This is a genomic window from Hymenobacter qilianensis (assembly GCF_014638675.1).
In the GTDB taxonomy this organism is placed as follows: Bacteria; Bacteroidota; Bacteroidia; order Cytophagales; family Hymenobacteraceae; genus Hymenobacter; species Hymenobacter qilianensis.
In genome coordinates, this window is the sequence record NZ_BMFN01000001.1 from 1,463,028 (window position 1) to 1,477,611 (window position 14,584).

Consider the following 14,584-nt stretch of genomic DNA (forward strand, 5'->3'; position numbering starts at 1 on the left):
CATTCTTTCTGACATGGCACACACCGAGCACCTTGTTTCACCGCATACCCAGCCTAGCGGGCAGCAGCAGTCCAACCCGTTTTCCCTGGAAGGAAAGCTGGCGCTGGTGACGGGTGGCGGCACCGGCATCGGGCTGGAAATAGCGCGCTGCATGACCGTTGCGGGCGCTACCGTCATCATTACCGGCCGCCGTGAGGCCGTGCTGCAGGAGGCTGTTGCTGAGCTTGGCGAAGCTGCTCATTACCTCACCAATGATGTCAATGAGCTAGACACGTTGGAAGACTTGGTAGCTCAAATTGAAGCTACCTATGGCCCGCTGGACATTCTGGTAAACAATGCCGGGATAAACATGAAAAAGCCTGCCCTCGAAGTCACGGATGAAGACTTCAACCGCATTATCCACACCAACCTGAACGCTGTGTTTGCCCTCACCCGGGCCTGTGCCAAGCGCATGGTAGAGCGCCAGAGAGGAGTGATTATCATGATTTCGTCTATGGCGGCCTACTATGGTATCGACCGGGTAGTGGCTTATGCTGCTTCCAAGTCGGCAGTAGAAGGCATGGTAAAGGTGTTAGCCTCAGAGTTATCCAAGCACAACGTGCGCGTGAATGCAATTGCCCCCGGCTTCATTGAAACCGAGATGAGCCGCACCGCCATGAACAGCGACCCCGACCGCCGCGACCGGGCCATGCGCCGCACGCCCATGGGCAAGTTCGGACAGCCCTCCGATATCGGCCATGCAGCTGTGTTTATGGCTTCTGAGGCAGCACGTTATATCACCGGTGCTTCCCTCCCCGTGGATGGAGGCAATTCCATTGGCTTCTAGGAGCTGGTTCCACTAGAAATTAAGCTTACTCTCACACCTCAAACATCCCACTTCCATGCATTTATCATTACGAAAAACGGTCTTCGGGCTGAGCTGGCCGCTAGCGGTGGCCACCAGCCTACCCCTAGTCGGGGCCATGCTCGTCCCTGTGCAGGTACAAGCCCAAGCAACTCAAACTATTTCCGGTCGTGTAGTGGCGGCCGATGGTACCGGGTTGCCCGGTGTAAACGTAGTGGTGAAAGGGTCCAGTACTGGTTCCGCAACCGACGCAGATGGCCGGTTTACGGTAGCAGCAGCACCAGGATCTACTTTGGTATTTTCATTTGTAGGCTATACGGCTAAGGAGGTACCCGTCGGCAACCAGTCCACGCTTGATGTAACACTAGCCGAGGATACGAAGCAGTTGAACGAGGTAGTGGTGGTTGGTTACGGCGTGCAGAGAGCAGAAGCGGTAACGGGTTCAGTTGCCTCTATCAGTGGAGAGTCCTTGCGCGAAGTGCCAACGGCTAACATCTCGCAGGCCCTGCAAGGCCGGTTGCCGGGGGTACAAATTGCCCAAACCTCCTCCCAGCCGGGCGCAACCACGCAGATTCGGATACGCGGTACTCGCTCCCTTACGGCCAGCAATGACCCGTTGATTGTATTGGACGGGATTCCTTTCCCGGGTTCCATCGGCGACATCAACCCCAACGATATCCAGAGCGTCGACATCCTGAAAGATGCCTCGGCCACGGCCATCTACGGGTCGCGGGGAGCCAATGGCGTGGTCTTGGTAACCACCAAAGGGGGCAAAAAAGGGCAAAAGGCCCAACTGACATATGATGGATTTGTGGGCGCGAAAACCCTTTTTGCCCCATACCCCATGATGAACGGGCCAGAGTTTGCGGCGCTCCGCAAAGCAACGGGCTTGTACAATAATGGGCAGCCCTTGTATACTAACACCCTAGACGAATCTGATGACGTCGATACCGACTGGCAGAAGCTGTTGTACCGAACCGGCATTCAATCCAACCATAACATAGGGCTTACCGGTGGTACGGAGAACGGGCGGTACAATTTCAACGCGGGTTACTATCAAGAAGAAGGCGTAATTCCTACTCAGGAGTACACCCGTTATTCTGTCCGTGGCTCTCTTGACCAAGGCGTTGGTAGATATGTCCGCTTGGGCTTCACTACCAACAATACCTATAGCTTAACGGAAGGCTCTAACGTAGGGGTGTATGGGGCCTTGACTTCATCACCACTCGCCAGTCCGTACAATGAGGATGGGACGCTGAGAAGAACCATCAGAATGCCCTTGGATGAGCAGTGGGTAGGTACCAAGGATGTGATAGAAGCCAATAAAGACAGATGGCTGAGTGAATCGAGAAACTTTGCCAGCTACAACTCTCTCTTCGGTGAATTCAGTATGCCAGGAGTCGATGGGTTGAAATACCGCATCAACCTGGGTGTAAACTATCGGCAGGGCCAGGGGGGCAGCTATACGGGACCGGGCATCAACGCGGTTCTCGCTACTAATCCTTCTACGGCATCCACCAGTAACTCGCTTACCACGGACTACACCGTTGAAAACATCCTGACCTACGATCGCACCTTTGGCGAGAAGCATAATATCAATGCGTTAGCCTTGTATTCTGCCTCCAGCAATATTTTCAATCGGTCGCAGATTAATGCCCGGGATATTCCTGCCGACGCCTTTCAGTTCTATAATCTGGGCCTGGCGGCCGGCGAAATCATAGTAAACCCCAACGACCAGCAGTATGTAAAATACGGGCTCTTGTCCTACATGGGACGTGTGATGTACTCCTACGATGACCGGTACCTGCTATCCGCTACGGTCCGTTCGGACGGCTCCTCCCGGCTGGCTGAAGGAAAAAAATGGAACACGTACCCGGCGGTGTCGGTCGGCTGGAACATCGCCAAAGAATCGTTCATGCAGAGTGTTTCAGCCGTAAACATGTTGAAACTGCGGGTTGGCTACGGTGTAACGTCAAACCAGGCCGTTAACCCTTATTCTACCCTAGGCCGCCTGGCCACCCGACCCTACAATTTTGGCCTTAGCCCTACCGGCTACCAGACGGGCTTGTTTGTGAGTGAGGCACCCAACCCTAACCTGGGATGGGAATTTTCTAAAACCTGGAATTACGCGTTGGATTTTGCAGTCCTGAAAAATCGTCTTTCGGGTACCGTGGAGTACTATGTCACCAACACCGAAGACCTTCTGCTGGGGTTGCCCTTGCCTTCCACCTCCGGTGTGGGTAGCTACACGGCCAACATTGGCTCCACTCAAAACAAAGGCATAGAGTTTTCTTTGAACGGGTTGATCTTGGACAATCCTGACGGCTTGACGTGGGAAGCGGGCTTCAACGTGTATGCCAACCGCAACAAGATTACGTCGCTGGCAGGAAATTCACCCCGGGATGAAGCAAACTGGTGGTTTGTGGGCAAACCGATCAACGTAGTCTTTGATTACGAAAGAATAGGGCTGTGGCAAGAAGAGGACCCCTACAGAGCCATTCTGGAGCCATCTGCTAACCCTAATGCCACAATTGGTATGATTAAGGTGAAATACACCGGTACGTACAACGCTGATGGTACCCCCACCCGCCCCATTGGCACCCAAGACCGTCAGATTCTGGATGTAAACCCCAACTTTGAGGGGGGGGTGAACACCCGGGTAGCGTACAAAGGCTTTGACCTGTCCCTCGTAGGGGCCTTCCAAAACGGCGGCCTGCTCAATAGTACAATTTACGGTTCGTCGGGCTACCTCAACTTGCTGAATGGTCGTCGCGGGAACGTAAAAGTGGATTACTGGACGCCGGAAAACACGGATGCCAAATATCCCCGGCCAGGTGCCCTCGCGAGCGGCGACAACCCAAAGTACGGCTCTACGCTTGGCTATTTCGATGCCTCTTACCTGAAGATCCGCACCATCTCGCTCGGCTATAATTTCGACAATATGGAGTGGTTGAAGAGTGCCGGCGTTAGCCGACTGCGGCTGTACGCGACGGCACAAAACCCCTTCGTGCTGTTCTCGCCCTACCACAAAGAATCAGGCATGGACCCGGAGACTAACTCGTTTGGCGACCAAAACGCGGCCGTACCCCTGTCCGGCAACCTGCGCCGCATTCTGACGCTGGGCACCAACGCCCCGGCAACCCGCGCCTTCATCGCCGGACTCAACCTTACCTTTTAAGAAAAGATCAACATGAAGACCTTTAACATAAAATTCTTTATTGGAGCGGCATTCATCTCTATGTCTGCCGCTGGGTGCACGGATCTTTTGGAAGAAGAACCCCGAGCCATTTACACGCCCGGCTACTTTCAAACCGAAAGGGGCGTTAGCGGTGGATTAACCTCTATGTACGCTCACTTGCGCTACATCTACGGAAACGCGTACTACTATAATGCTACGCTGACCGGAACCGATGAGGCAACCTACGGCCGGGATGCCGATGAGAACTTTCTGGCCATGGACCTCTCCGGCCGAGCGGCGCTCAACGCCAATAACAGCCGGGCCGATGCGTTGTGGGGAGCTGCTTTTCCTAATATCAACACCGCCAGTGGTATTATTAAGAGTGCCAGCGCCGTCGGTACCATTTCGCCGGCGTTGATTGCTGAGGCGAGATTCTTCCGCGCCTTCGATTACTTCATGCTGGTCCAAACGTTTGGCGGGGTACCCCTGGACTTGGGTTCGGGAGAGTTGGAGTTCAACACCAGTGCTATCAGAACCTCGGTTCGCAATACGGTGCCCGAGGTCTATACCAAAGCCGTTTTTCCTGACTTACTGATAGCCGTCAACGACTTGCCGGCGAATCCACGGGTAGTAGGGGGCGCAACTAAAACGCTTGCCCGCCTTTATCTGGCCAAAGCGTACCTGACCTATGCCTGGTGGCTGGAAAACCCGAACAACATTCCCACCTATCCGGCGGCGCCAAGAACCGATCCTGACGGTCATGACGCCCGCTGGTATTATCAGCAGGCCTACGATGTCGCCACGGCCGGTATCGACAGCCCGGGGCCGTTCCGCCTGCAGCCCACGTACTACGATGTGCACGTAGGCACGAATGACCGCAATTCGGAAATGCTGATGTTCGCGGACCACACCGAATCCAGCGAGTTATACAATGGCGGCAGCATCACCTTTGGTAGTGGTGGTTCCCCTGACAACTTTGCCGGCTGGATGATGACGTGGAACTATACCAACATCCGAAGCTACACCAATGCGAATGGCACAGGGGGCGTAAATTCGGTGCAGCGGGAAGCCGCTCAGGCATTGGGCCGTCCTTGGAACCGGATGGCTCCGACCATTGGGGCCATCGAAAACACGTTTGCCGACAAAACCAACGATTCCCGCTACGATGGGACGTTTACCACGGTGTACCGTGGCAACTGGCCCAAGGCAGGCGTCACTAACGCCACCTTGTACAACGCCAACAACCTGCCAGTAACCCCAGGTAGTGCCATCCTGACTTTTCTGGATACAGAACCTGCTACTGCTATTACGTACCCCACCGGCACTGGCGCGAGCAATGTAGGAGCAGGCACACTACCCGGCAGAGCCGATTATGTGATTTCGCCGCGCGGGATAAGCCGGATTGTTTATCCCGGTCTCTGGAAGCTCGGCCCTTACCGTACCGACAACGGTACGGGCTTAGGACAGCCGAATGCCGGCAGCACGCGGCCGTTCAACGTGGCCAAGTTCTCGGAACTATACTTCGTAGCGGCCGAAGCCGCCGTAAAAGGAGCCACTACCAAATCTGGTAAGAGCGCCCGGGAATTGATTAATGTCATTCGTGCCCGGGCCGGTAAGTGGCGTTTCGACAACAACGGTAACATGGCCAAAGTGCAGGATAACAGCGCTGCGATGGTTGCGGCCACTCCGACCACGATAGACATCAACTACATCCTGGCAGAACGTTCGCGCGAATACTATGCTGAAGGTTACCGTTGGTTTGACTTGGTGCGCACGCAAAAATGGAATGAGTTAGCTTCTACCTACCGTATTGGGGGCACTAACTACGGAGACCATACCCCTCTAACCGTTACGCGCACCATCCAACCTTATCACTATCTGCGTCCTATACCGCAGTTCCAGCTTGAGCGTTTGGACGTATCACCAGATGTAAAAGCTACTTATCAAAACCCGGAATATCAATAGCCTGATAAAAAAGGGTTAAAAAAGACTGGCTGCTCAACACGGGTAGCCAGTTTTTTTACCCCTTTTTTCTTTGATGCTTTTTTGCACAGCAAGTAAAGCGAATGCCATTTTACGCAAGTGACTATCACCTCACCAATTCAGTATAAGTACATGCCCAGTTGGTGACTGGGGGGCAAATTTTACCTGAATGAACAATAGCGGATCCTAGCACTCACCTGCAAACTAAGCCTAAAGCTGGACGGAGAATGAAGCCAACTTCTACTAATTCTGGCCGGCATTATTTACATCTGAAAATTCAATTTGGTTGATAAACTTTTCGCCTAGTCAACTAAATTAAATACCTGATAAAATAGCATGAAAATCAAAGCGCTTCTCTTCACCTGCACCCTCTTTTTGCTGCATAATGTAGCTGTTTTTGCACAATCGATTGAGTTGGTTAATCCCATCATGACGGGCTTTTACCCCGACCCCAGCGTCATCCGGGTGGGTACGGATTACTACTTGGTTAACTCCACCTTTTCTTATTTCCCAGGCATTCCGGTCATGCACAGCAAGGACCTGAAGAACTGGAAGCAGATAGGAAATGTCATCAGCCGGCCCTCACAGATGACCTTCATGGGCGACCGCATGACGCGCGGGTTGTTTGCTCCGGCCATCGAGCACCACAACGGCACTTTTTACGTCACCTGCACGCTGATTGACCACAAGGGCAACTTTGTGGTGACGGCTAAAAATCCCGCCGGGCCGTGGAGCGACCCAATCTTTTTGCCCGAGGTGAAGGGCATTGACCCCTCACTATTTTTTGAGGGCGACAAAGCCTACGTCATCTACAACAGCGACCCGCCGAACAATGTATCACTCTACTCCGGCCACCGCACCATCAAGATTATCGAGCTGGACCCGGTGAAGCTGCAAACCGTAGGCGAGGCCAAGATCCTTGTCAATGGCGGCGTCGATCTGAGTAAGAAGCCGGTGTGGATTGAAGGACCGCACATTATGAAGCGCAACGACTGGTACTACCTGTACGCGGCCGAAGGCGGCACGTCGGTAAATCATACGGAGGTGGTATTCCGCAGTAAGTCGCCATTGGGGCCCTATGTGCCCTACGAAAACAACCCAATTCTCTCGCAGCGGGAATTGCCTAAAGACCGCAAAGACCCTATCACGTCGGCCGGCCACGCGCAGTTTGTAGACGGACCCGATGGGCAGACCTACGCTATTTTTTTGGCTGTGCGGCCCTACGAAGGCAACCATTACAATACGGGCCGCGAGACGTTTATCGTACCCGTTATCTGGAAAGACGAGTGGCCCGTTATGAACCCCGGCCCCGACGGGGTGCAGTATTCGTACATGGCGAAGTTTCCGGAAGTGAAGCAGCCCGGCGCGCTGCCGCAGAGCGGAAATTTCGCTTATACGCTCACCTTCGACAAGCAGCTCGACCCGGCGCTCCTGTTTATGCGCACCGTGGACAGCACCAATTTTTCCTTGAGCAAAGCCAAGGGACTTACGCTTAAACTCAAGCCGGAAACCTGCGCGGAACTGGGCAATCCGGCCTTTATCGGCAGGCGACAGCAGCACCTGTATGGCAGCACCGAAACCGAGCTGACCTTCTCGGCTAAGGCGGAAAATGAAACGGCTGGCCTGGTAGTCTTTCAGGACGAAAAGCACTTCTACTACCTCTGCAAATCGGTGGAAAAGGGGAAGCCAGTGGTGCAGCTGCTCAAGAGTACCGATGACCCAAAGAACATGGAGCTGCTGGCGAAGGCTCCTCTGAAATCGGCGGGGGGCAAAATGCTGCTGCGCATCAATGCCGAGGGGGACACCTACAGCTTCCGGTTTTCGGAGAATGGCAAAGCCTGGACCCTGCTCAAAGACAAGGTAGACGCACGCTTCCTGAGCACGCAAACTGCGGGGGGCTTTATTGGCTGTCTGTTCGGTATGTACGGCACCTCGGCCGGGCAGCCTACTACCAATGCGGCTTCCTTTAAGTGGCTGAAATACGAAGGAAACGACCCGGTATACAAGAAGTAAGGCGCGCTACAAACGAAGTCACGGCTATATAATCAGGCGATGAACGCACTCCTCCAACTTCTTAAAAGCAGCAAGGGTCACTGTCTGCTGCTGTGCCTGCTGTACGTGGGCCTGGGTAGCAACGCCGAAGCGCAGCGACTGCCAAAACAGAAGCAGGCACAGCCAAATCGGAAAGCGGCTTTTTACACCGGCCAGTACCCCAACCTGTTCCGGGAAGCGGGCTATAAGCAGGCCGACATCGATAAGAAGGTAGCCCAAACCTACCAGGCGCTATTCGAAGGTCCCAACCGGATCTACTTCGAAGTGGGCGATTCGATGGCCTACGTATCCGACCTGAAAAACCATGATGTACGGACGGAGGGAGTTTCGTACGGGATGATGATAGCCGTGCAGCTAAATAAGAAGGAGGAGTTTGACCGCATTTGGCGCTGGTCGAAGAAATACCTGCAACATCAGGAAGGCCCCTTAAAAGGGTATTTCGCCTGGAGTCTCAATCCGGCCACCATGAAGCGGAATTCCGAAGGGCCGGCTTCCGATGGCGAACTGTATTTCGTTACCAGCCTGCTGTTTGCCTCCAACCGCTGGGGCAATACGACGGGCATCAACTACTACCAGGAAGCCCGCAACATTCTGGATGCTATGTGGAAAAAGGACGGCACCGGCGACGTGTATAACCTGATCAACACCGAGCATAAGCAAATCAGCTTTGTGCCCGTCGGCGACATGTATAACTGGACTGACCCTTCCTACCACGTACCGGCCTTCATGGAAATATGGGCCGAGTATGCCAAGGACGGGCACGAGGCGTTTTACCGGGCCTGCGCTGATACGTCGCGGGCGTTTCTGCACCGCGCCTGCGACCCCGTAACCGGCCTCAATTACGATTACACTGAGTTTAGCGGCAAGCCCCACGCCACCAAGTGGGCGCCGCCCGCCTTCCGCTACGATTCGTGGCGGGTGCCGATGAATATTGCCATGGACTACGTGTGGTTTGGCAAGGATAAAGCCTGGCAGGAGCAGTACGCCCAGCGTTTTCAGGGGTTTCTGCGCAGTAAGGGCATCAACACCTTCGAGGATCAGTTCAACGTGGACGGCTCGCGGCCGGAGTTTATTCTGCAAGCCGGCAACGTCAAGAAGCTGCGGCACTCGCTGGGGCTGGTGTCTACCGCCGCCTCGGCTTCTCTGATAAAGCAGGACAAGCAGCTCGATTTTGTGCACGCCCTTTGGAACGCCAAGCTGGAGCCCTATGAAGACGGCTACTTCGATCCTTATTACGACGGTATTCTGTATTTATTCAGCTTAATGCATTTAAGCGGGAAATATCAAGCTATAAAACCGCAGCAGCGCTAAAAAAAAATACTCAGGCTTATGTATTATTTTTCTGTTGGGGGCTTTTTTAATAAAATCGGTTTATTCTGCGGAATAATTTTCGCGTCGATTTTTATTTCGCCGCTGTTTGCGCAAACAAAGCAGGCGCAAAATCCGGTGATTCACGCCGATGTGCCGGATATAGCAATAATTCGCGTGGGGGGCAATTATTACATGAGCAGCACCACCATGCACATGAGTCCGGGCGTGCCGATTATGAAATCCACGGATTTAATTAATTGGAAGCTAATAGGCTATGCCTACGACACGCTGGTGTCGAATGACGCCATGAACCTGACCAACGGTAAAAGCACTTACGGCCGGGGCTCCTGGGCCAGCAGTCTGCGCTTTCACAATGGCACGTACTACGTTAGCACCTTCGCCCAAACCTCCGGCAAAACGCACATTTACTCCACTCGTGACATCGAAAAAGGCCCCTGGAAAGCTGTGTCGTTCCGGCCCAGCTACCACGACCATTCCTTATTTTTTGATGACGACGGCCGCGTGTACCTGGTGTATGGCGCTGGCAAGTTGCGTCTGGTAGAGCTGACGGCCGACGCTTCCGGCGTGAAGCCCGGCACGACAGAGCAAGTCCTGATCGAAAACGCGAGTGCGCCGGCCGGCCCCAACATCAACCTGCCGGCGGAAGGCTCTCAGCTGTTCAAAGTGAAAGGTAAATATTACCTCTTCAACATTGTATGGCCAAAGGATGGCATGCGCACGGTGGTAATTCATCGGGCCGATAAGATAACCGGACCCTACGAGGGCCGGGTGGCACTCCAGGATTTGGGCGTAGCCCAGGGCGGCCTTATCGATACGCCCGATGGCCAGTGGTACTCGTACTTATTCCGCGATTTTGGGGCCGTGGGCCGCATTCCCTATTTGGTGCCTGTAACATGGGCCGACGGCTGGCCCGTGTTGGGTACGGCCGGAAAAGCCCCCCAGACGCTGGCTTTGCCCCCTAGCAAAGGACTCATTCCCGGCATTGTCGCCTCAGACGAATTTGACCGCCGGCCAGGCGCGCCGGCTTTGCCGCTGGTGTGGCAGTGGAACCACAACCCCGACAACGCGCTCTGGTCGCTCACCGACCGCCAAGGCTACCTGCGCCTGAAAACCGGCCGCGTGGATTCCTCCTTCCTGCTGGCCCGCAATACGCTCACCCAGCGTACCATCGGGCCGGTATGTTCCGGAACTACGGCCCTGGATATTTCGCAGCTGAAGGACGGTGATTTTGCTGGCCTGGCTTTATTGCAGAAGCGCTACGGGCTGGTAGGAGTAGAGCGCACAAAAGACGCAAAAGCCATCGTGATGATAAGCGCGGAGTCGGAAAAGCCGGTGGAAATGCAGCGCATTCCGCTGACGCAGAACAAGGTTTATTTTAAAACCGAGTGTGATTTTACGGACCGTAAAGACGTGGCTACTTTTTTCTACAGCCTAGACGGCAAATCGTGGAAAAAAATTGGCGCGCCGCTTAAAATGGCTTACACGCTGCCGCATTTTATGGGATACCGGTTCGGGTTATTTAATTATGCCACAAAAAATACGGGTGGTTATGCTGACTTTGATTATTTCCGAATTACAGAGCAGATCAGTAAAGAATAAAAGAACGTCATGCAGAGCGGCAGCGAAGCATCTCGTGTGCTGACGTTGCCAAGCTATACAACTAAACACGCGAGATGCTTCGGCTCCGCCTCTGCATGACAATACGCACGCATTTCAATAAAAAGTCTCAAATGATAAAACATAAACTGTGGTATCTGCTGACTGCATTTGTCTTTTTTAGCATAACTGCCGGCGCCCAAAACCCATTTATCACCAATCAATTTACGGCTGACCCCACGGCGCGCGTATTTAATGGCCGGGTGTACGTGTATCCGTCGCACGATATTCCCTGCGGGCCAGGCCGCGGGCGCATCGGCTGGTTTTGCATGGAGGATTACCACGTGTTTTCGTCCGCCAATCTCACCGACTGGACCGACCACGGCGTCATCGTCACCCAAAACAAGGTGCCCTGGGTGAAGCCCGACAGCTACAGCATGTGGGCGCCGGACTGCATCTACCGCAACGGCAAGTACTATTTCTACTTCCCAACCACGCCCAAAGACACTACGGTCATCAAAGGCTTCACTATCGGTGTCGCCGTGGCCGACAAGCCAACGGGTCCGTTTGTGCCGCAGCCGCTACCCATCAAGGGCGTGCGCGGCATCGACCCTAATGTGCTTATTGACAAGGACGGACAGGCATATCTGTACTGGTCGCAGGGAGAGATATACGGGGCCAAGCTCAAGGAAAACATGCTGGAACTGGCTTCCGAACCCAAAACCCTAGGCGAGCTGCCGACCAAGGGCCTCAAGGAAGGGCCGTACGTATTTGAGCGCAAGGGCACGTATTACCTCACGTATCCGCACGTGGAGAACAAGACCGAGCGCCTCGAATATGCCACCAGCACCAGCCCGCTGGGGCCGTTCAAGGTGCAGGGCGTGATTATGGACGAGTCGCCCACCGGCTGCTGGACCAATCATCATTCGCTGCTGGAGTTCAAGAACCAGTGGTATCTGTTCTATCACCACAACGATTTGTCACCCAACTTCGACAAAAACCGCTCGGTCAGAATCGACAGCTTATCCTTCGCGCCCGATGGTTCCATTCGGAAAGTGCAGCCGACCCTGCGCGGCGTGGGCCTGACCGATGCCAAGCAGAAAATCCAGCTGGACCGCTACAGCCGACTCAGCAATAGCGGCGCTTCGATTGCTTTTCTGGACACAGCCAATACGTTCAAAGGCTGGAAAACCGTGCTTACCAACAGCCAGGCGTGGGTACAATACAACGAGGTAGCGTTTGGCAAACAGGCGCTCAAAACGGTAACGATGCGTGCGACAGCGGGCGCCGGTGCAACGGTGCAAATCAGAACAGCTGGAGCTGCCGGGCCAGTGCTGGCCCAAGTAGTGGTGCCGAAGGGCGGGCAGTGGCAGGAAGTGAAAGCGCCCTTGTCAGCTTTCAAGCCCGGTACGCATACGCTGGTGGTTTCGTCCAAAACGAATACGCCTGTAGAGATTGACTGGGTGAGATTCGAGTAAGCAGCAAAAAAAGCCCCCCACACCTTCCACCTGACAGATTTGCCCCCCCGAGCTATGAGAAACCTGTTTTCTGTCATCCTGGGTGTTGTCCTGCTAAGCGCAGGCGGCGCTTTTGCCCAACCGACGGTGAAGGAAGCGCCCAAGGGCTTCGACCAGCCTACTGCGGGCGTTGCCAATGGCCGCCTGGACAGCATCACCTACACCTCCAAAACCGTGGGCACGGTGCGCAAGGCTCTGGTGTATACGCCGCCGGGGTTTTCTAAAAGGAAAAAATACCCGGTGCTCTACCTGTTGCACGGCATCGGCGGCGATGAAAAAGAATGGCTCAAGGGCGGGCGCCCGCAGGTGATTCTGGATAATCTGTACGCGGCGGGCAAGCTCAAGCCCATGCTGGTGGTGATGCCCAACGGCCGGGCCATGAAAGACGACCGGCCCGTGGGCAATGTCTTCAGCCCCGAGAAAGTAGCCGCGTTTGCCAACTTCGAGCAAGACCTGCTGACCGACATCATCCCTTATATTGAAAAGAAGTACCCGGTGCTCACCAATCGCGAGAACCGGGCCGTGGCCGGGCTGTCGATGGGCGGGGGACAGTCGCTGAACTTCGGGCTGGGCAACTTGGATAAGTTTGCCTGGGTGGGGGGCTTTTCTTCGGCCCCGAATACTAAAATGCCTGAGGAGCTGGTACCCGACCCGGCGAAAGCCAAAAAGCAACTCAAGCTGCTCTGGATTTCGTGCGGCGACCAGGACGGCCTGCTGCCCATCAGCCAGCGCACCCACGACTACCTGTACGAGCACAGCGTGCCCCACGTGTACTACCTAGAAGCAGGCGGGCACGACTTTAAGGTCTGGAAAAACGGTCTGTACATGTTCGCGCAGTTTCTGTTCAAGCCCGTCGATACGGCGGTACTGCCTACTTACACCGTGCTGGGCGCGCCCGCTGCTACCAACGTGCGCAACGCCAAGTATCCGCAGATTTTGCCCGATAATCGCGCCGTATTTCGCCTCAAAGCCCCCGGTGTGCAGCAAGCACAGCTGGACTTGGGCCGCAAATACGACATGGTGAAAGACAGCAGCGGCACCTGGACCGTCACGACCGATACGCTGAGCCGGGGCCTGCACTACTATTCCCTGGTGCTCGATGGCCTGCCCGTGGCCGACCCCACCAGCGACACCTTCTACGGCATGGGCCGCATGGCCAGCGGCATCGAGATTCCCGGCCGCGGCACCAGTTTCTACGCGCTAAAAGACGTGCCCCACGGCGAGGTGCGGATGAAGCGGTTTTATTCCAAGGTCACCAATTCGTGGCGGCAGTTTTACGTGTATACGCCGCCGGGCTACGAGGCCAATACTGCCACCAAGTACCCGGTGCTTTACCTGCTGCACGGGGGCGGTGAAGACGAAACCGGTTGGGCCAAGCAAGGCAAAGCGGATTTGATTCTGGACAACCTGATTGCCGAGAAAAAGGCCAAGCCCATGCTCGTGGTGATGCTGGACGGCAATATGGGCGGCCCTGGCGGCTTGGCCAGCTTCAACGAGAATACGCTGAAGCGCTTTGAAGACGAGCTAAAGCAAACCGTAATGCCGGTGGTGGAAAGCAATTATCGGGTAACGGCCGGGGCCCAGAACCGGGCGCTGGCAGGTTTATCCATGGGTGGCTTGCAAACGCTCTACGCCGGCATCAGGAACACGGATATGTTTGCTCACTTGGGGGTGTTCAGCTCGGGCTTTTTTGCCAATAATACGGCCTTGTCTGACCCGCAGTATGCTTTTATGAAAGCGAATGCCGGCACCATCAATACCAACCTTAAGCAGCTGTGGCTCTCGATGGGCGGGCCGGCCGACATTGCTTACGCCAACAACAAAGCCATGCGGGCCAAAATGGATGAGCTGGGCATCAAGTACGTGTACAGTGAATATCCCGGCGGCCACACCTGGCCCGTCTGGCGGCACGACTTGTATCTGTTTGCTCAGAAGCTGTTTTAAGGGAAGCCAGCTGTGACTAAAAGCGTGAACAATAAAACAAACAGAACGTCATGCTGAGCTTGCCGAAGCATCTCTACCGCTTCGTTGAGATAGTATTGATTACTACTCGGTAGAGATGCTTCGGCAAGCTCAGCATGA

General features: G+C 54.8%; 8 protein-coding genes. All 8 read left to right on the forward strand.

The features are described from left to right. Positions 1-13: 13 nt before the first annotated feature. Positions 14-826, forward strand: coding sequence for an SDR family NAD(P)-dependent oxidoreductase (locus tag IEW06_RS06310; RefSeq protein WP_187733420.1), 813 nt, complete (start codon positions 14-16; stop codon positions 824-826). Positions 827-881: 55 nt separating this feature from the next. Further along, positions 882-4,022, forward strand: a complete 3,141-nt coding sequence (locus IEW06_RS06315; RefSeq protein WP_188547713.1) for a SusC/RagA family TonB-linked outer membrane protein — start codon at positions 882-884, stop codon at positions 4,020-4,022. 165 nt (positions 4,023-4,187) lie between these two features. After that, entirely contained in the window at positions 4,188-5,987 is a 1,800-nt protein-coding gene (locus IEW06_RS06320) for a RagB/SusD family nutrient uptake outer membrane protein (RefSeq protein WP_229743057.1), read from the forward strand. Between the two features lie 354 nt (positions 5,988-6,341). Further along, positions 6,342-8,018 (forward strand): glycoside hydrolase family 43 protein, encoded by a 1,677-nt coding sequence (locus IEW06_RS06325; RefSeq protein WP_188547717.1) that lies wholly within the window; start codon positions 6,342-6,344, stop codon positions 8,016-8,018. 39 nt (positions 8,019-8,057) lie between these two features. Continuing rightward, positions 8,058-9,368, forward strand: a complete 1,311-nt coding sequence (locus tag IEW06_RS06330; RefSeq protein WP_187733419.1) for a family 8 glycosyl hydrolase — start codon at positions 8,058-8,060, stop codon at positions 9,366-9,368. 18 nt (positions 9,369-9,386) lie between these two features. Continuing rightward, positions 9,387-10,988: a glycoside hydrolase family 43 protein gene (locus IEW06_RS06335; protein ID WP_188547719.1), complete on the forward strand. Its 1,602-nt coding sequence runs from the start codon at positions 9,387-9,389 to the stop codon at positions 10,986-10,988. Between the two features lie 131 nt (positions 10,989-11,119). Next, a complete protein-coding gene (locus tag IEW06_RS06340; protein ID WP_187733418.1) occupies positions 11,120-12,463 on the forward strand; it encodes a family 43 glycosylhydrolase in 1,344 nt (447 codons plus the stop codon). A 54-nt stretch (positions 12,464-12,517) separates the two neighbouring features. Beyond that, entirely contained in the window at positions 12,518-14,446 is a 1,929-nt protein-coding gene (locus IEW06_RS06345; protein ID WP_188547721.1) for an alpha/beta hydrolase-fold protein, read from the forward strand. Positions 14,447-14,584 lie beyond the last annotated feature (138 nt).

Coding starts and splice junctions, on each gene's coding strand:
- IEW06_RS06310 (WP_187733420.1), top strand. CDS start 14: ATGGCACACACCGAGCACCTTGTTTCACCGCATACCCAGCCTAGCGGG.
- IEW06_RS06315 (WP_188547713.1), top strand. CDS start 882: ATGCATTTATCATTACGAAAAACGGTCTTCGGGCTGAGCTGGCCGCTA.
- IEW06_RS06320 (WP_229743057.1), top strand. CDS start 4,188: ATGTACGCTCACTTGCGCTACATCTACGGAAACGCGTACTACTATAAT.
- IEW06_RS06325 (WP_188547717.1), top strand. CDS start 6,342: ATGAAAATCAAAGCGCTTCTCTTCACCTGCACCCTCTTTTTGCTGCAT.
- IEW06_RS06330 (WP_187733419.1), top strand. CDS start 8,058: ATGAACGCACTCCTCCAACTTCTTAAAAGCAGCAAGGGTCACTGTCTG.
- IEW06_RS06335 (WP_188547719.1), top strand. CDS start 9,387: ATGTATTATTTTTCTGTTGGGGGCTTTTTTAATAAAATCGGTTTATTC.
- IEW06_RS06340 (WP_187733418.1), top strand. CDS start 11,120: ATGATAAAACATAAACTGTGGTATCTGCTGACTGCATTTGTCTTTTTT.
- IEW06_RS06345 (WP_188547721.1), top strand. CDS start 12,518: ATGAGAAACCTGTTTTCTGTCATCCTGGGTGTTGTCCTGCTAAGCGCA.